This is a genomic window from Ferdinandcohnia sp. QZ13 (genome assembly GCF_031324165.1).
In the GTDB taxonomy this organism is placed as follows: domain Bacteria; phylum Bacillota; class Bacilli; order Bacillales; family Bacillaceae_L; genus Ferdinandcohnia.
Window position 1 is genome coordinate 1,803,573 of the sequence record NZ_JAVIVW010000001.1, and the last position, 18,786, is coordinate 1,822,358.

Genomic DNA, 18,786 nt, shown 5'->3' on the forward strand with positions numbered 1-18,786 from the left:
TAGTCGTATTACTACCATTATACTGAAGTTTCCTTTAACTTAGATGTGGTTTATTCTTGTTTCAACAAAAAGATGATATATATCACAGTAATGCTTTTAATCCTACTCTATAATGGGTATAGATGGACGGAGAAAATGATTAGGGAGCGATTCAAATGAAAAAGGAAATGCTCGACAATTTTATTGAATATAATGAGGAAAGACTTACAAAACGCATCATTTTTAAAGAAGGCGGCAGTACTGTTTTCGTGTTAAATTTTATGCCAAAACAAATACTACCTGCTCACAAACATCCAGGTTCAAACGTATATCTGCATGTTCTTACAGGCACTGGTACCTTTACAATTGATGAGCAAGAAGTAAAAGTAAAGAAGAATGATGTCATCGTTATTAATGGTGATGAGATCCTAAGTTTTCTTAATGATGGATCTGAAAATGTGAGTCTGTATGTCACACTTACAAAGATTCCAGATGATAAATACGCACAAGACGTTTGATAAGAAACGGCCAACCCTAATCGGTTAGCCGTTTTTTCGTTAGTTCATCACCCATTTGTCTTTCATAAACATGATTCTACCAACAACAAAGAAGATAATCATACAAGCGATGTAGCTACCAAATGCGAGTAAAATATGTTCATAGTTAATGATTCCGAACATCAATTCTTTTAATAAAGTAAACAAATTCATAATAGGTACAGCGAAATGATAAGTTGTAAGTTCATTCACTCCAATCCCTACTATTATCATGGCAGGGAACATTGCAATCATCATGACAGGACTGCTATAGCTTCCCGCTTCTTTAATCGTCTTCGCAGCAATACTTGTAATCATGATTAATGATGCGGTGAATGCTGCATAAATAATTGAAAGTAAAATCGCGATTCCGATGATTAAATAAGCGTCATCTCCAAATGATACAGCATTTTTTAGATTTTCAGTAAACAAACTAATCTCCAATGCAACTACACCCAATGTAATAATAGCTATCACTGACCCAATTGTTGCAATCGTTAGCCATTTTGCTAATAGCAAGGTCGATCTTTTAACTGGTGTCATTAAGAGAGCTTCCATTGTTTTTTTCTCTTTTTCTCCTGCAAATAAGTCTGATGCAGAAGGTCCAGAACCAACCCCAATTGCAACTGATAAGATTAAGGGAATTAAAAATGCAAGCATTTCAACATTCGGATTCTCATTTGTAAGCTCAATTTGTTCAACTGCAAATGGCTGCATTACAGACGGATTGACTCCGACTTCCTGAAGATTCTCAGCTACAACTGTTTTTTCAAAAACCGCCAAAGCATTCATGATAATCGTATTTAATTGAGTAGACTTTGTACTGAAGGAATCCCCAACAAGAGTTACTGTTGCTTCTTCCCCATTCTGAGTAGCCTCAATGAAATTTGGTGTTAATTGTAATCCGCCCTGTGCATCCCCGTCTTGAATGGATTGTTCCAGATTGGAAGATTTAATAAGGTCTACATTCTCTACTCCTGATAGGATTCGTTCCCCTTCATCCATGGAAGACTCTTCGATTGCAAGCTGATACGTTTCGCCTTCCCCATCTGACATCATATTTTCATAGAAAAACGTCATTCCTGACATCATAAGAATTGGTAATAAGACAGTAAGTATTAGTGTCCGACGATCTCTAAAGCAATCTTTTAATTCCTTAATATATATTTTACGAAGCATAGGTTTCGTTCCCCCTCACAAGTTTACTCATGAATATATAGTTTAAATCCTGACTTCTTTCTGTTTTATAAAGCTCCTCTAAATCACCATGGTAGACAAGCTCCCCCTTGTGCATCATCGCAACGGAATCACAAAGCAAGGAGACCTCCTCCATGATATGGCTTGAGAAAATGATTGTCTTTCCATCTCGTTTGAGTTGATGAACAAGCTGTCTAAACACATTGGAAGATGTAATGTCCAAGCCTGTCGTTGGTTCATCAAAAAGAATAATTTCTGGATTATGAATGAGTGTTCTAGCAATCGCTACCTTTTGTCTCATCCCTTTAGAGAACCCGCCGACCTTTCGATTCAAGTAATCTCGCATTCCAAACATTCGCGCTAGTTCATCAATCCTAACTTTTGTTTCATGTTTGCTTAACCCATAAAGAGCTGCGAAATACTCTAGATTCTCGCGGGCTGTTAAGCGATCATATAATCCTGTTTCACCGCCGAATAAAACCCCAATTCTCTTTTTTACTTCTTCTGGTTTTTTTTGTGTATCGTAACCAGCCACCTTTACATGCCCTTCAGTCGGAGTTAATAGAGTGGCAATTGTTCGAAGGAGGGTCGTTTTCCCTGCCCCATTTTCTCCTAATAATCCAACCACTTGCCCTTTTTCAATCGTAAACTCCACATGCTTTAATGCAGTTATAGAAGTCTTTTTATCTTTGAATCTTTTTGTCACTTCATTGATTTCAATCATTTTTTCCACCTCGTCTTGTTCTTATGTCTATATCATAGCCATATGAATCTACAAAATCTCTAGTTATGTCGCGAATATTCCTTTTTTTGTCGTGAATAGGTCAAATTTCCCTATAAAGGTGTTAAAATAAAAAGATACTATATTTGGAAATTACTATTTGCATGTATTCTTTTGTGAGGTCGATTGCGATATGAAGGTTGGTCTTGTAGATGACCGTTTGATTGATTTGGATAAGTTAAAAGCCATTGTGAGCGGCATTCCTGATGTCGAGATTGTCTTCTCCACTTTGTCTGCCGAGGAAGCCTATGAACAAATTAAAAAAGAAGAAATTGATTTGTTGATCGCTGACATCGAGATGCCAAATTTATCTGGATATGAGCTTGCTGATATTATTCATTCGCATGCGCTCAATATTTCCGTGATTTTCGTAACTGGAAATAGTGGCTATGCTGTCCACGCCTTTGAGCTGAATGTTCATGATTATATTATGAAGCCCTATCCGAAGGAACGATTGGTGAAATCCATTGAGCGATTACTTGAAAAAACAAAGTCAGCTGAGATTCATGGAAGACTTTACTTAAAGCAAAAAAATGAAATACATATTCTGCAGAAAAAGGACATTATTTTTATCGAGCGTTCTGGCCGATCGACAACGATTTATACAAAAACAGGACCGATTAAAACCTACCAAACTCTTAATGATCTGGAGGGAGAGTTGAGAGAACGCGACTTTATTCGATCACACAGGTCGTTTATCATTAATATTCATTATGTAAAAAACTTTTCGCTCTATGCAAAAAACTCGTATATTGTCACATTCGAAGGCATTGACGAACAAGCAATGATTACAAAAGAAAAAGTAGATTTTTTACAAGAAAATTATTTTTAGTGGTTGTTAAAAAGGAGGGGGAAAAAGACCGCGTCGACAAAAACGCCACGTCCTGTGGCATTGTCGACACTAGCACATCCTGTGCGTCGAAAGTTCGAGGCGGCGCAGCTTTGAGTACCGGAGCGTATGCAGCAATACGTGAGGAACGGAAAAGCAAGCCAACGAGCTTCCACAGGATGTGGTGACTTCGACGTTCGACACAGGACGTGTCGGTATTTAGTCGAAGTTCCTCTGCTGATGAGTCATTTTCACCAGACTTTTTAACCTCCTTTAAAGGTGGCGTAATAATGTATTGGGGCATCACATTAGTCTTAGGAATCCTATGCCTTTATTTATTTGTAATGCGATTAACACTTTCAAGAAAAATGAAAATCCTAATGGAAGAGGTAATGCATTTCGATGAGCAGCGTGCTCAATTTAACGAAACCTTCCGCATCGTTCGAAGTGAACGCCATGACTTTTTAAAACATGTATCAGCAATTCATTTTATGCTTGAAACGAACAAAAGCGAGGAAGCCAAACATTATTTGGATGATTTGGTAGAAGGCTATAAGGAGACAAACCTTTCGATTAAAGGGGAACGTGGCGTGGTGGCAGGTATTCTCCATCAAATGTATCGTAAAGCAAGAGCACTGAATATTGAGGTTGTATATGATTTTGATGTGCCTCTTTCGACTTTACCTTTGTCTGACCAACAAATCGTCACGCTAATCGGGAATCTCTTATCAAATAGCATCGATGCTTGTGAAGAATGGCAAAATAAATATAATGAGCAAGCCTTTTTGACGATGCAATTTTATAAGAGAAGTGGTTTATATATTTTACAATGTAAAAATAATTCTCTTCCAATTCCAACGCAGGTCCTTGATCAGCTGTTTGTGAACTTCGGAAAAACGACGAAAGGCGAAGGTCATGAGGGGCTCGGTACAAAACTTATTCAAGATGTCGTCCATGAGGCAAATGGATTTTTAGACTTTGTTCATAAGGATGAGGAATTTACGATTAAAATTAAAATACCAGCTATTAGAGGATAAAAAAGGAGAAATCCATTTTGGTGGATCTCTCCTTTTTTTAATTCTTGGCTAATGTAGGTTTTACGCCTTGTTTCGATTGATTCTTCCCTGTAATATCCTCTTCTTGTTTTGCACGTTTGATAAAGAAGGCAAGAATAAGAGCAAGGAAAATAAGGAAGGTTGACACGAAAAATGTGAAATTAATACCATCAAGCATACCTGTTAATTGAATTTCAGCCATTTGTGTTTCAGTTGGTTGACCTTGAAAATTCTTCAATAAATTTGCTATAGACGATTCTTCTTTTAGTGACATAAGCGTAATTAAAAATCCTGTTCCAATTGCTGCAGAAACTTGGTTCAACGTATTGTTTACCGCCGTACCATGTGGATACAGATTACGTGGTAGCTGATTTAATCCATTTGTCGAAACTGGCATGAAGACCATGGACATCCCAAACATTCTCACCGCATGTAAAATCACAAGATTTGTATAGGTCGTTTCAAATGTTAACTGACTGAAAAGATAGGTAGTAACCGTTGTAATCGCTAATCCCACAGTAGCTAATATACGCCCACCAAACTTGTCAAATAAACGCCCATTAATTGGTGACATAAATGCATTTAAGATAGCCCCAGGCAACAGCATGAGACCTGTATCCATAGGCGATATACGTAAAATCGTTTGAGCATATATCGGTAAAAGTAAAAAGCCTGAAAACATGGCCATATTGACAACCATTGTAATTGCTGAAGCTAACGCAAACATAGGGTAACGATAGACCCCAAAATTAAGCATTGGGATGTCGAGCTTCGATTGACGGATAATAAACCAAGTTAATGAAATAATGCCGATTATAATGGTTCCGTAGACATATGGACTCCCCCAGCCCATATTTCCAGCTGAACTGAATCCATATAATAAGCCGCCAAAACCTATACTTGATAAAACTAAGGAGAAGAAGTCGAGTCTTAAGGTTATTTTTTCCTTTTTATCCTTTAGCATAATAAACCCAAGGATAAATACGACAGCTGCAATTGGAGTGATAAAATGGAAGAGCATTCTCCAGTCATAATGTTCAATAATCCAACCTGATAATGTTGGCCCGATTGCAGGTGCAAACATCAGGATTAATCCGAATACCCCCATCGCGGTTCCCCTTTTTTCAACTGGGAAACTTACTAACATGACGTTCATCAATAGTGGCATCATAATCGCTGATCCAGATGCTTGAATCATACGCCCGGCAAGCAGGATGGAGAAGACATGAGCCGTACCCGACAAAATTGTACCAATGGTAAACAAGCCCATGGCAACTAAAAATAGACGACGTACTGTAAATTTTTCGATTAAAAATGCTGTCGTTGGAATCAGGATTCCGTTGACTAGCATGAAGCCCGTTGTTAACCATTGAACGGTTGAAGGATCAACCTTTAATTCCGTCATAATGGAGGGCAAAGCAACATTTAGTAACGTATTATTTAAAAATGAAATAAAGGCTCCAACCATCAAGACGGTAAGAATACCGTAATTAGGGCGGATATGTTTATCGGAAAAATCCATTTATATTCCCCCTTTTTTAGACGTACAGTTCATTTTTTATACCAGTGTTTTATGTAGGCATAAGCTATAATATATCATGTTCTTCAAGTTTGCAATGAAATTGTATCCACGATGGTTTCGTTTTAGAACATACTTAGGTTATACGTTTTTGACAGAAGTTCCAGTAGTTTTATTCCTGCAATACTATTTCCTTTATCATCTAAAGCTGGACCAAAAATACCGATTCCAAATTTTCCAGGGACGGCCCCCATAATCCCGCCGGACACACCACTCTTTGCGGGTATGCCAATTTTTATCGCGAACTCCCCAGAGGCATTGTACATCCCACAGGTCACCATAAAGGTTTTACAAATGCGCGCTATTTTCATGGGCATGATTTGTTTTCCTGTTTGCGGATCAATCCCATCTAATGCAAAAACAAGTCCAATCCTTGATAAATCCAGGCAATTCATTTCGATTGCGCATTGCTTTGTATAGAGGTCTATTAACTGCTCAACATCACCTTCAATGATATGATGTTGCTTCAAAAAATAACACAGAGCTCGATTGAGATTAGCCGTTTCGAATTCAGAACGTGCAATTTCTTCATTATATTGAATCGTGTCATTGCCCGCCAATTCGCGAATAAATAGTAGTAGTCTTTGAAACCGATCTTCCACTGAATTCCCTTTTATCATATGGGTTACAGCTAGTGCCCCTGCATTAATCATTGGATTCAACGGCTTTGAAGGAGCCATCGTTTCTAGCTTCGCAATCGAATTAAACGGGTCCCCTGTAGGCTCCATTCCAACTCGCGCAAAGACATACTCCTTGCTTCTGTCCATTAAAACGAGAGCAAGTGTTATGACTTTCGAGATACTTTGCAAAGAGATTTTCCGTTCAATGTCCCCAGCGGAATAGCAGCGGCCATCCGGATAGTTGATCGCAATGGACAAGTCAATGGGGTTTGCTTTTCCGAGTGCAGGTATATAGTCTGCTACGCGTCCTTGTTTCGCAATTGGGCGCGCTTCTTTAACCAATTCTTTTAATTCATCACTTGATTGACAAGGCATTTTCATCACCAGTTGTAGTATTTACCAAAGGGAATTCTTCTATTTATAAATGTGTTTATTTTGGTGTTGGAGGGAAAGAATGTGTCTTCAATTCAGAAAAGACAATGGAATCGCACCATCACTCTTCTTCTTTCAACTTGGCGAGGGAACGATTACTGTCTAATCGTACCTTCACTCTTCTTCTTTCAACTTACCGAGGGTGCGATTATTGCCTAATCGTACCATCACTTTTTTATATCCAACTTGACGAGGGAACGATTACTGCATAATCGTACCTTCACTCTTCTTCTCTCAACTTACAGAGGGGACGATTATTGCCCAATCGTACCTTCACTGTTCTATCAAACTTGGCGAGGAACGATTACTGCCCAATCGTACCTTCACTGTTCTATATCAAACTTGGCGAGGAACGATTACTGCCCAATCGTACCATCACCCTTCTATATCCAACTTGACGAGGGAACGATTACTGCCTAATCGTACCTTCACTCTTCTTCTTTCAGCTTACAGAGGGGACGGTTATTGCCTAATCGTACCTTCACTCTTCTTCTTTCAGCTTGCCGAGGGGACGATTATTGCCCAATCGTACCTTCACTTTTCTATATCCAACTTACCGAGGGAGCGATTACTGCCCAATCGTACCATCACCCTTCTATATCCACAGAGCCGAGGGAACGATTACTGCCTAATCGTACCTTCACTCTTCTTTATCCACAGAGCCGAGGGAACGATTACTGCCTAATCGTACCTTCACTCTTCTTTATCCACAGAGCCGAGGGAACGATTACTGCCTAATCGTACCTTCACTCTTCTTTATCCACAGAGCCGAGGGAACGATTACTGCCCAATCGTACCTTCACTCTTCTATACCCAAGTCAAGCCCTTGATTTTGTGTAAAAGTCTTTTTCCTAATGTTACATTGTTAAACAGATTATATTAATTTTTTTGGTATTGAAGGGGGTACCCCCTTCAATACCAAAAAAATTCTCGCGCTTCGTGCCTATCCTTTACCTATTGGAAGTACCTTACCTTCCTGTGTTTCCGCAATATCCATTAATACAGCTCCTATTAGTCTAAAGGCAGATTGTGTATTGGGAAAAATCCTAATTACTCTTTCCCTTCGCCTAACTTCTTGATTCAATCGCTCTAATGAATTAGTTGTATGTATATATTGATGATATTTTCCTTTTTCATTTAAGTATTGTATTGCATCTTCGAAGCCCTCTTCTAATACTGCGATAGCTTTTTCTAGTTTAGGGTTATCGCCAAAACGAGTCAAAAATTCTTCTTTGAATTTCCTTGCATCATCAACTTCAATAGCTTCAAAGATCCTTTTCAAACCAAGTTTTTGCTCATCCATTCCTTTTTTAGGCATTTGTTGAAAGATATTTCGTTTGAAATGTACGGTGCAGCGTTGCCAAGCTGTTCCTATAAATTCCTTAGCAATTGCCTTCCTTAAGCCCTTATGGGCATCAGATATGATTAATTTCGGTGATTGTAGACCACGGGATTTTAGGTACTGAAAAAATCCCTTCCAAGCCTCATAATCTTCAGCATGGTCGACTTTTAAACCGAGGATTTCCCGACAATTGTTTTCAGTAATTGCAGTTGCAATATATACAGCTTTAGATACAACACGATTATGCTCCCTTACCTTAATGTACATAGCGTCTGCAAAAATATAAGGATAATATCTTGTGTTTAGTGGCCGATTAGCCCATGTATTAACAATTGGGTCCAGCTTTTCTGTTAATGAGGAAACAAATGACTTTGAAAATCCTTCTCCACATAACTCTTTTACAATATTCGTTACTTTTCTAGTGGATACTCCATTAACAACCATTTCAAGCATGGAAAGAACAAACGCCTGATCGCAACGTGCATATTTTTCAAAAATAGACGGCGAAAAATCCCCATTACGTGTACGAGGTACTCTTAGGGTAATTCTCCCCATACTCATAATAAGATCACGTTCATAATAGCCGTTTCTATAGTCTCGGCGTTCAGTTGTACGCTCATAAGATCCAGCATTTAAATATTCATCACGTTCTTTTTCCATCACCGTATTTAAGACCAAGACCACCGATGCTTTGACAACAGAGTCTATTTCAGAATTCATTACAGCATCTTTTAAATCTTCAATATTTAGGTTAAACTGAAGTTGAGTCAAATTAATTCCTCCTCATTGTTTTCGTCGCTGTTAACATTGTAGACAAGAGGAATAAATTTGACTCTTTTTCTTTTTACACAATTATATGGACTTTATCTATACCCAACTTGGCGAGAGAATGATTACTGCCTAATCGTACCTTCACTTTTCTTCTTTCAGCTTACCGAGGGGACGATTACTGCCTAATCGTACCTTCACTCTTCTTTATCCACAGTGACGAGGGAACGATTACTGCACAATCGTACCATCACCCTTCTATATCCAACTTACAAAGGGTGCGATTATTGCCTTATCGCACCCTCACTCTATTAACATCCAAACAACTGAGGGTACAGTTTCTGTTCAATCATCTCGCTTTTATTTTACAGCAATAAAATAGCCCATTCCCGCGAATGGGAAGGGCTACTGTTAGCTGCTTAAGGCTAAATGGTGATACGCGATATCCATATTATTTTTAAGTTCTTCCGGATTGTCGTGATAGACAACTTTCCCCTTACTTAAAATATACACATCATCTGCGATACGTAATGCCGTTGAGATATTTTGTTCAACTAAAAGCATCGACATTCCGGACTCTTTTAATTTTAAAAGAACATCCATTACTTCACCAACCATTAATGGGGATAGTCCCTCTGTCGGTTCATCGAGGAGAAGAATCTTCGGGTTTCTCATCAATGCTCGACCAATGGATAGCATCGACTGTTCCCCACCGCTTAGGGTGCCTGCATGTGATTTTTCACGTTCCTTTAATCGAGGAAAATAGTGAAAAATTTTCTCTAGGTTCCAGTCGCCTTTTTTGGAATCAGCGAAAACGGTTAGATTCTCTGTCACAGTTAGGTTCGGGAAAATTCTTCTGCCCTGTGGGACAATTCCAATTCCCTTCTTCGCAATTTGGTGACTTTGGAGTGAGGCCATATTTTGACCTTCGAATAGGATTTCCCCTTGCACTTTACTAACAAAGCCAATGATGGAATGCATCGTTGTTGTTTTCCCCATGCCATTTCTTCCAAGCAGTGTGACAACCTGACCTTCCTTCACCTCGAGGTTTACGCCATGAAGAATGTGACTGGAACCGTAGAAGCTATTAACATTGTTTAGTTTAAGCATGTGCAGCCTCCTCCTGGCCTAAGTAAATTTCCTTAACCTCTTCATTTTCACGAACAGCTTCTGGTGTGCCATCCGCAATTAATTTTCCTGTATGCAGAACAATTACACGATCCATATTTCCGAACAACACATCGATATCATGTTCAATCATACAGATGGTTACTTCTTTTGGAAGCTTATTAATCAGTGCAATAATTTGGTCGGTTTCGACCTGTGACATACCTGCAGTTGGCTCATCTAACAGCAGAAGCTTCGGTTTTCCCGCAATCGCCATCACAATCTCAATTTGTCTTTGAACTCCATAAGAGAGCTCTTGTACCTTCATCTCACTGTAAGGTTCAAGGTTCCATTCTTGTAATAGGGCGTCTGTTTCTTCATGCAGTGCACGGTAGTTTTTAAGACTCACACTTTTCCACCATTGGGTATGTTCTTTTCTCATTTTTTGTAAGACAAGTAGGACATTCTCTTTTACAGTTAATCCAAACATGAGATTGTTTTTCTGAAAGGTACGTACGATTCCATTCTCCGTTCGTTTATAATTAGGAACCTTCGTAATATCCCGGTCAAAATAAGTAATCGTGCCTCCGCTAGGGTTTAAGTCTCCTGCAATCATGTTAAAAAAAGTTGTCTTTCCGGCGCCATTGGGTCCAATTAATCCAACACGTTCGCCAACTGAAATATTTAATGTAATATCTTCAATTACCTTCAAACCACCGAAATGCTTTGAAAGATGTTGTATTGATAGAATCGTCGTCATCACTGTCCCCCCTATCCATTTATTTTTGATTGCTGTTTAATCGGTTCAATTGAATGCTCGATATACTCTTCCTTTACAGGTTTGGGCTTTGCTTTAAATAGATTCTGCGTAATTCTCGTGAACAACCCAGCAATTCCGGTTGGGGCAAAAATCGTAAACAGGATGAATGCAGCGCCAATAATCATCATCCAACTTTCTGTGTATGAGCTAATGATTGTCTCCAATACAACAATAAATGCTGCTCCAATAACAGGTCCCCAAAGCGTACCTGATCCACCGACTAGTACCATGATTAATACAGACCCGGAAACAGTCCAGTACACATCTGTCGGGGCAACAAAACCATTGAAGAATACATAAAGTCCGCCGGCTAATCCACCTAAAGTACCAGCAATCAAAAAGCTAATATTTTTATAGAAGGTTGTGTTATACCCAATCGACTTCATTCGATCTTCATTTTCTTTAATCCCAATGAAGACATACCCTAATGGGGAGTGAAGAAGTCGGTTAATGACAAGAATGACTATTGTAAATACGACTAAAGTAAAATAGTAGATAAACACTTGATTGGAAAGGATGAAATCTCCAAATACACTTGGAGAAGGGATTCCGGATAATCCATTTGATCCGCCTGTTACATCTGTCCATTGATAGATAACCGAATAGACCATTTGAGAACAGGCAAGTGTTAGCATCAAAAAGTAAAATCCATGAGCCTTCGTTGACACCAAGCCAATCAAAATGGCTAATAGGAATGCAACTACCATTCCGAGCACAAGGGTTAGAAACACATTGGTCGATAGATGACTTGCAGCAAGACCTGTTGCATAAGCACCAGCACCGAAAAACGCCGCATGCCCTAATGAGACCAACCCGGTTTGTCCGACGAGGATATTTAAGCTAATGGCGAAAATCCCAAAAATTAAAATCTCGGTAAAAATGTTTACATAATAGAGAGAAACGAAAAATGGAGCAGCAACCATCAAGAAAAATAATAAACTACCTTTGACCCACTGTTTGCCCATTTATGCCCTCCTTCCTATCAATCCTTGCGGACGGATAATTAATACTGCAGCCATTAATGCAAATGTAATGATTAAACTTAATTCGGGAACAAAGAAGCGACTAAAGGTTTCCACCATTCCTACTAAGAGACTCGCGACAATCGTTCCCGATACTGACCCCAACCCTCCAACTACGAGGACAACGAGTGATAAAATCAGTATGTTAAATTCCATTCCTGGAGCGACCCCTAGAATTGGCGAACCAAGGACTCCACCAACCCCAGCTAAAAAGCTTCCAAAGAAAAAGACGAGTGTAAAGACAAGGTGAATATTAACGCCTAGGCCGCCAACCATCTCTTTATCTGATAATCCCGCACGGATGACGGCACCCCATTTTGTTTTTTCCTGAGTATACCAAAGGACCAACGCAATGATGATTCCGACTACAATTAAGGCAAGTCGATAAGAAGGAATCATATTCCCCATCACTTCAACAGATTGGCTTAGGAAAGCAGGTGGTGTCACGGTCATAATGTTTTTACCCCAAATAATGGAGAAGAGATCATGGAAGATATAAGCAAGACCAAAGGTTAACAATACTTGCGAGAGGTGACCAAGCTTATACGTAGGGCGAAGTAGGACCACTTCTAAAATCAACCCAATAATGGCAATAATAAATGGCACAACTAAGAGAGCAACCCAAAATGGCAGCCCTGATTTTACCACGATTGAATAGCCAATATATGACCCTAATAAATATAGCGAGCCATGTGCTAAATTTAATACCCCTAAAATTCCGAAAACGAGACTAATCCCACATGTAATAATGAAAAGGAGAAACCCGTAGCTAAGTGCATTCATCAATTGCAAGACCAATGTATCCATTACTTTCCCCCTATCAAATGTAAAGAAAGAGGCAACACATGTTACCTTTGCCTCCTTCTTTTTTCATTTCTTATTTTCCTGGGTCTACAACTTCTGGTACTGTATCAATTACTTTATTTTCTGTCTTATCACCGTCTAGATAAGTCTCAACGATATATAGGTTTTGAATAATTTGATGTGTTTCCTTATCAAACTTGATTGGACCTCTTGGGCTATTAAGCTCAACATTAGAGATTTCCTCTACTAGTTTATCAGGGTCTGAAACATCTCCATTTAACGCTTCAATTGCTTTTGCCATGATCGCAGCCGCATCATATCCTTCTGCAGATTCAATACTTGGTCTAGCATTAAACTTCGCTTCATACGCTTCAACAAACTTTTTATTTTCAGGAGTGTCTAGGCTATAATCCCAGAAAATAGAAGCAATGATTCCTTCTGGAGCCGTTCCTTGCTGTGGACGAGTGTCCTCAGCCGTTAGCCATCCAGAACCAATTAAAGGAATCTTTCCTTTTAATCCATACTGCTCATATTGTTGAACAAAGCGGATTGCATCTGTACCAGCAAAGAATGCGTAGATTCCATCAATATCATCACGATTCATTTTTCCTAGATAAGAAGAGTAGTCATTATTTCCAAGTGGCGCAAATACTTCCTCGACGATTTCCCCGCCTGCTGCTGTATACGCATCTTTAAATGCTGCTGTCGCTTCATGACCAAAGGCATAGTCAGCAGCTGTTAAATAGATTTTTTTACCAATATTGTCATAGGCCCATTGACCCATTGAATGACCAATTTGGTAGGATGAGAACGATGAACGCCAGATATAATCACTGCGCTTTGATCTTGTTAAGTCATTACCACCTGCATGTGATACTAGGAATGGTAATTTATTCTTTTCTACCTCATCACGAATCGCATAAGCAACTGCTGTACTGATTGGACCTGTTAAGATATCTATTTTGTCCTGTTCCATTAACTTACGAAGTTTTCGTAGTGAAACTTGAGGATCTGCCTCTGTGTCTTCATGCACAATTTCTATCTTCTTTCCTGCAACTTCCCAACCGATTTCCTCAAAATAGAGTTCCATCCCATTCATCACATTTTCGCCAAGTGATGCGTATACACCTGTTGATGGTAATAGCGCACCAATTTTAATAGGCTCGTCACTTGTAGAATCAGAGGTTGTTGGTTCTTCTTTTTCCTCTTTTTTATTGTTATCTTTAGTCGTACTAATTGCCCCTGAGCTACATGCCGAAAGTAATAGAACAAATGCCAACATGATCAACCAATTTCTCTTTACTAGTTTCATGGTAAACCTCCCTTTTTTTAGAAAGCATAATCTGACCCTCTTTGGTGGAAATTCCATTCACGCAAATTTGTTTATGTAGGATATTCCCCCTTCTCACTTTCTAATATTCTGAATATTATTATAGTTATTACTATTCAAATATTCAATACTTATTTCTAACTTTCATTAAAAAAACGTAATAAATTTTTCATGAATAGACACAAAAAAATGGAGGAGGGACGGAACAAGTCTCGACAAAAGTCGAGTCTACATTCCATCACGACCTCTATTTCATCGGTATATATGGTAAATAACACCATTTAAACGAGTCTTTTTCATTGATTGGTTATGAAAGACTAAAGTAATATAATACATTATGTTAATTTTACTTTCGCATACGAAACAACTAATTATTGTCTTAGTTTAAAACGCTGCATTTTCCCCGAAGCGGTTTTTGGGATTTCATCCATAAACTCTATGATTCTTGGATACTTATAAGGTGCTAGGTTTGCTTTTACATACTCTTTTAATTCGGCTTTTAAGTCTTCAGTTGGGGCTATACCTTCTTTCAAAACAATACAAGCCTTTGGAAGATCCAGATTATCCTCCGTCTTTACACCGATTACCGCAACCTCAAGTACGGAGTCATGCTTAAGTAAAGATGCTTCTACTTCAACAGGTGATACCCAAATTCCACCGACCTTCAGCATGTCATCAGATCGTCCTGAATACCAAAAATAACCCTGTTCATCCTTATAATATTTATCCCCTGTGTACATCCATTCACCGTGAAACTTCCTCTGATTCTCAGCGATATTGGCCCAGTATCCGCCAGTTAGACTCTCTCCCTTAATGACTAAGTCACCAACCTCGTTTGGCCCGACCTCTTTTGCTTCGTCATTGACAATTTTCGCCTCATAGCCAGGGACTGGCTTTCCTGTACTACCAGCGCGAATGTCTCCAATTCGATTAGAAATAAAGATATGTAGGGCCTCTGTTAATCCAATTCCATCTAAAATATCTAGATTAAAGAGTTCCTTCCATTTATTCACGAATGTATCAGGAAGTGCTTCACCTGCAGATACACAAACTCTTACTGAAGATAAATCGGGAATTTTCCCTGTTCGTTCTACATAGTTAATCAAACTACCATAAAGTGTTGGAACGCCAAAAAAGATCGTAGGTTTCGTCTTTTCAATTGTTTCAAACACTTTATCTGGTGTAGGCCGATCCTTTAAAAGAACCGTTGTACCTCCAGCTCCCAATGGGAAATACATCCCATTTCCAAGCCCATATGCAAAGAAGAGCTTTGAAGCAGAAAAGGTAATATCATTTTCATCTATCCCTAAAACTTGTTTCCCATACGTGTTGTACGCTGCTTCCATACTTCGTTGATGGTGAATAACACCTTTCGGATTTCCTGTGCTTCCCGAACTATATAACCAAAATGCTGGATCATCCTTTACAGACATGAATGATTCAAGTTCTGTTGACTTATTATGGATAAGTTCATGGAAATCAATTTCATTTGCATCTACGGATGTGTTTTCTGTGACGACGATAACATGTTGAAGAAAGACAAATCGATCTCTATTTGCCTTAATTTTGCTCCAAAGATCCTCGTGTATAACAAGTACCTTTGAGCGACTGTGGTTTAATAGATATTCATAATCCTGAGGCTGTAGCATGGTGTTAGTTGGGATAGGAAGTGCACCAATTTTTACTGCACCGAAAAAGGATACGATATTCTCGGCAGTATCATGTAGAACCATTAGCATGCGGTTCTCATTTTGAACACCTAACTCTTTGAGAGCGTTTCCAAATTGGTTAACTCGATTAAGTAGTTCTTGATAGGTGACCCGTTCGGCTCCACTCACAATCGCCACCTTTTCCCCTCGTCCATTTCGTACATTTTCTTCAATAAATCTGTCGGCAGCATTGTACTTCGTTGCGATTCCTCTTAAATCCGAAGCTACTTTTATCACATTCTTCCTCCTTACCTATCTTGTGGATAGTAAAAATTTCAGATAGTGGAGGTAATTGTTTACCTCCACTTTTTCGGAGTCAATCGTAGATGATATTTGATATTATCACTGTGTTAATAGTGTAAATTAGCCGTAAAGATGTATAAAAATGATTGATTAAACTTGGTAGTTGATTAGATTCTATTCTGAAATTCTAGCAAATAATAAACTGGTAGTATTTATTATCATTTACACTGTGGATATAGTGTTTTTTAGCCTACTTGTAGGATGGCAGCTTTGCCATCATGCATTCTCTTAACGTACAATCGTACTTATTTACCTTGCCAATTTGGTTCACGTTTTTCGATGAATGCACTTAAGCCTTCTTGGGCATCTTGTGAACGGAATAATAGATTTTGAAGCTCCCCTTCGTAACGGATTGCAACGTTAAGTGGCATTTCTTTTCCATTCATGATAGAAAGCTTAATGTTAGACGTTGCGTAAGTAGCGCTACTCGCGATTTTCTGTGCATATTCTAATGTCTTTGCTCTTGTTTCTTCTTGTGGGAATACACGATCGACTAGTTTAATAGCTAACGCCTCTTGTGGTGTCAAAGTTTCACCAGTGATGTTCAAATCAAGAGCTTTAGAGTGCCCAACTTGTCGAGCAAGACGTTGTGTTCCACCTGTTCCTGCTAATACACCTAGAGAAACTTCTGGAAGTCCGATTTTTCCTGCTTGGTCTCCCATAAAACGCAAGTCACATGCAAGAGCCATTTCTAATCCGCCACCAACCGTATGCCCTTCTAAGCAAGCAATCCAGATTTGTGGAGAACGAGCAATTTTATCTAGAGTTTCATTACAGAATAAGCAAAATTGTGTTTTAAAGCGTGGCTCTGCTGATTTTAAGAAATTGATATTAGCACCCGCTGAGAAAAACTTCGGCATATCACTCATTAAAACAACCACTTTAATGTCATTATCAAAACGGATGTCATCAATCGCAGCATTTAACTCTTTGTAATACTCAAGATCATAGGCATTTGTTTTGTTTACATGCATGTGGACTTCAGCAATACCATCCGCTTTTTTCACCGTAAGTGTTTTCGTTTCTAAATTAACAGACATTTTACATTCCTCCAATATTTTTATTTGAAAATTATTTAAATAAACTATATTCTAAAAATGTTTAGTGGACGCTCTCCGTTATAAGAGACAACACTCTTTGTTTCACTGTAAAGATCAAGTGTTTCAACACTTAACTCTCTTCCAAATCCTGATTGCTTATACCCACCAAATGGTGTTCCAGGGAAGGCTGAAATTGGACAGTTGACCATGACGATACCTGCACGAAGACCTTCTGCTATTCGGTGTGCTCTTCCGTGGTCTTTCGTCCATACGGCTGAACCGAGTCCAAAAATGGAATCATTGGATAATTTGAGCACTTCGTCTTCATCACTAAATTTCATGATTACAACGACCGGACCAAAGACCTCTTCTTGCGCAATTCTCATATCATTCGTGACATTTCCAATAACGGTTGGCATATACCAATACCCTTTATCAAATTCGCTGCCTTCAGGTCTTTTTCCTCCATAAAGAATTTCTCCACCTTCTTCAATCGCAAGCTTTACATAGCCATCGACAACGTCTTCATGGTCCTTAGAAATCAGGGCTCCCATATGAGTTTCCTTATCGAATGGATTGCCGACCTTCAGTTTTTTAGCCTTTTCAATAAATTTCTCGACAAATTCATCATAAATGGTTTCATGCACGAATAACCGTGAACGTGCTTCACAAGATTGGCCTGTGTTATAGAAAATTCCATAAATAGACCCTACAACTGCACCTTCAATGTCTGCGTCATCAAAAACGATATTAGGAGATTTCCCTCCTAGCTCTAAAGTAACTCGCTTTAAGTTGGTTGAAGCTTTTGCCATAATATCTTTTCCTGTTTCCGTTTCACCAGTAAAGGCAACCTTGTCGACACCAGGATGAGTCGTTAAGTATGGACCGATTACAGAGCCACTTCCTGTAATAACATTCACTACACCCGCTGGAACACCTGCCTCATGACAAATATCTGCAAGCATATAAGCAGTAATCGGTGTATGTGATGCTGGCTTTAGGATAACCGGACATCCTGCTGCGATGGCAGGTGCGATTTTCCATGCAGCCATCATTAATGGGTAGTTCCACGGAATAATTTGTGCACAAACTCCAACTGGTTCTTTTACCGTATAGTTAAAAAATCCATTCGGAACTGGGTTGGTACGCCCGCCAAAGGTTGTAATGGCTCCCGCATAAAAATCGAAGTCTTCAATTGCCTGACCAATTTGGCCCTTTGCAGCCGCCACTGTTTTACCACTATTTAATACTTCTGCTTCGACCAGATCATTGAAGCGTTCCCGCATGATGTCGGCAATTTTATTTAGAACTCTTGCTCTTCTCGCTTGAGGCATCTTCGGCCATTTACCATTTTCAAATGCGTTTCTAGCCGCGTCAACAGCACGATCCACATCATCCTTCGTTGCCTTTGCCACTCTCGCTAAAACCTCACCAGTTGCAGGGTTATAGGTTTCAAAAAATTCATTGTTGCTACTATTTGAGTATTCTCCATTAATCAATAGTTGGTACGTCTCTTTTAATTGCACCATAGAT

Annotated in this window: 18 protein-coding genes; 5 read left to right on the forward strand and 13 right to left on the reverse strand. The window is 39.0% G+C overall.

Annotated features, from left to right (window positions below; translation table 11 throughout):
• Positions 1-155 precede the first annotated feature (155 nt).
• Positions 156-497 carry a cupin domain-containing protein gene (locus RGU12_RS08785; RefSeq protein ID WP_309535734.1) on the forward strand — a complete coding sequence of 114 codons (342 nt, stop codon included), beginning with the start codon at positions 156-158 and terminating at the stop codon, positions 495-497.
• A 39-nt stretch (positions 498-536) separates the two neighbouring features.
• Here the strand turns inward: RGU12_RS08785 and RGU12_RS08790 are convergent, their stop codons facing one another.
• Together RGU12_RS08790 and RGU12_RS08795 are read right to left on the reverse strand one after the other, a co-directional pair.
• Positions 537-1,694: an ABC transporter permease gene (locus tag RGU12_RS08790; protein ID WP_309535735.1), complete on the reverse strand. Its 1,158-nt coding sequence runs from the start codon at positions 1,692-1,694 to the stop codon at positions 537-539.
• Positions 1,684-2,436: an ABC transporter ATP-binding protein gene (locus RGU12_RS08795; RefSeq protein ID WP_309535736.1), complete on the reverse strand. Its 753-nt coding sequence runs from the start codon at positions 2,434-2,436 to the stop codon at positions 1,684-1,686. Before RGU12_RS08795 ends, RGU12_RS08790 begins: the two co-directional genes overlap by 11 nt.
• A 190-nt stretch (positions 2,437-2,626) precedes the next feature.
• Between RGU12_RS08795 and RGU12_RS08800 the strand changes: the two genes are divergently transcribed.
• Both RGU12_RS08800 and RGU12_RS08805 read left to right on the forward strand, forming a co-directional pair.
• Entirely contained in the window at positions 2,627-3,325 is a 699-nt protein-coding gene (locus RGU12_RS08800) for a LytR/AlgR family response regulator transcription factor (RefSeq protein WP_309535737.1), read from the forward strand.
• Positions 3,326-3,612: 287 nt separating this feature from the next.
• Positions 3,613-4,359 carry a sensor histidine kinase gene (locus RGU12_RS08805; protein WP_309535738.1) on the forward strand — a complete coding sequence of 249 codons (747 nt, stop codon included), beginning with the start codon at positions 3,613-3,615 and terminating at the stop codon, positions 4,357-4,359.
• Between the two features lie 37 nt (positions 4,360-4,396).
• Here the strand turns inward: RGU12_RS08805 and RGU12_RS08810 are convergent, their stop codons facing one another.
• Together RGU12_RS08810 and glsA are read right to left on the reverse strand one after the other, a co-directional pair.
• Entirely contained in the window at positions 4,397-5,899 is a 1,503-nt protein-coding gene (locus RGU12_RS08810; protein WP_309535739.1) for a DHA2 family efflux MFS transporter permease subunit, read from the reverse strand.
• A gap of 122 nt (positions 5,900-6,021) precedes the next feature.
• On the reverse strand, positions 6,022-6,951 hold the full coding sequence (gene glsA / locus RGU12_RS08815) for a glutaminase A (RefSeq protein WP_309535740.1): 930 nt from the start codon (positions 6,949-6,951) through the stop codon (positions 6,022-6,024).
• Between the two features lie 81 nt (positions 6,952-7,032).
• Here glsA and RGU12_RS08820 point away from each other — a divergent pair, with 81 nt between their 5' ends.
• Both RGU12_RS08820 and RGU12_RS08825 read left to right on the forward strand, forming a co-directional pair.
• Complete coding sequence (locus RGU12_RS08820) at positions 7,033-7,167, forward strand: hypothetical protein (RefSeq protein ID WP_309535741.1); 135 nt, start codon at positions 7,033-7,035, stop codon at positions 7,165-7,167.
• Positions 7,168-7,473: 306 nt separating this feature from the next.
• Positions 7,474-7,746 (forward strand): hypothetical protein, encoded by a 273-nt coding sequence (locus RGU12_RS08825; RefSeq protein WP_309535742.1) that lies wholly within the window; start codon positions 7,474-7,476, stop codon positions 7,744-7,746.
• Between the two features lie 205 nt (positions 7,747-7,951).
• On the opposite strand, the gene RGU12_RS08830 is transcribed toward RGU12_RS08825, so the two are convergent.
• The 9 genes from RGU12_RS08830 to RGU12_RS08870 form a co-directional block, all read right to left on the reverse strand.
• Positions 7,952-9,121, reverse strand: a complete 1,170-nt coding sequence (locus RGU12_RS08830; protein WP_309535743.1) for an IS256 family transposase — start codon at positions 9,119-9,121, stop codon at positions 7,952-7,954.
• A 408-nt stretch (positions 9,122-9,529) separates the two neighbouring features.
• Complete coding sequence (locus RGU12_RS08835; protein ID WP_116352795.1) at positions 9,530-10,228, reverse strand: ABC transporter ATP-binding protein; 699 nt, start codon at positions 10,226-10,228, stop codon at positions 9,530-9,532.
• Positions 10,221-10,985, reverse strand: coding sequence for an ABC transporter ATP-binding protein (locus RGU12_RS08840; RefSeq protein WP_116352794.1), 765 nt, complete (start codon positions 10,983-10,985; stop codon positions 10,221-10,223). Before RGU12_RS08840 ends, RGU12_RS08835 begins: the two co-directional genes overlap by 8 nt.
• 11 nt (positions 10,986-10,996) lie before the next feature.
• On the reverse strand, positions 10,997-12,010 hold the full coding sequence (locus RGU12_RS08845; RefSeq protein ID WP_309535744.1) for a branched-chain amino acid ABC transporter permease: 1,014 nt from the start codon (positions 12,008-12,010) through the stop codon (positions 10,997-10,999).
• Complete coding sequence (locus tag RGU12_RS08850) at positions 12,011-12,874, reverse strand: branched-chain amino acid ABC transporter permease (protein WP_116352792.1); 864 nt, start codon at positions 12,872-12,874, stop codon at positions 12,011-12,013. It lies immediately after the preceding gene.
• 70 nt (positions 12,875-12,944) lie between these two features.
• On the reverse strand, positions 12,945-14,183 hold the full coding sequence (locus tag RGU12_RS08855; RefSeq protein WP_309535745.1) for an ABC transporter substrate-binding protein: 1,239 nt from the start codon (positions 14,181-14,183) through the stop codon (positions 12,945-12,947).
• 389 nt (positions 14,184-14,572) lie between these two features.
• Positions 14,573-16,147 (reverse strand): benzoate-CoA ligase family protein, encoded by a 1,575-nt coding sequence (locus RGU12_RS08860; protein ID WP_309535746.1) that lies wholly within the window; start codon positions 16,145-16,147, stop codon positions 14,573-14,575.
• 311 nt (positions 16,148-16,458) lie between these two features.
• Positions 16,459-17,253, reverse strand: coding sequence for an enoyl-CoA hydratase/isomerase family protein (locus RGU12_RS08865; RefSeq protein WP_116352789.1), 795 nt, complete (start codon positions 17,251-17,253; stop codon positions 16,459-16,461).
• A 44-nt stretch (positions 17,254-17,297) separates the two neighbouring features.
• Positions 17,298-18,782: an aldehyde dehydrogenase family protein gene (locus RGU12_RS08870; RefSeq protein ID WP_309535747.1), complete on the reverse strand. Its 1,485-nt coding sequence runs from the start codon at positions 18,780-18,782 to the stop codon at positions 17,298-17,300.
• Positions 18,783-18,786 lie beyond the last annotated feature (4 nt).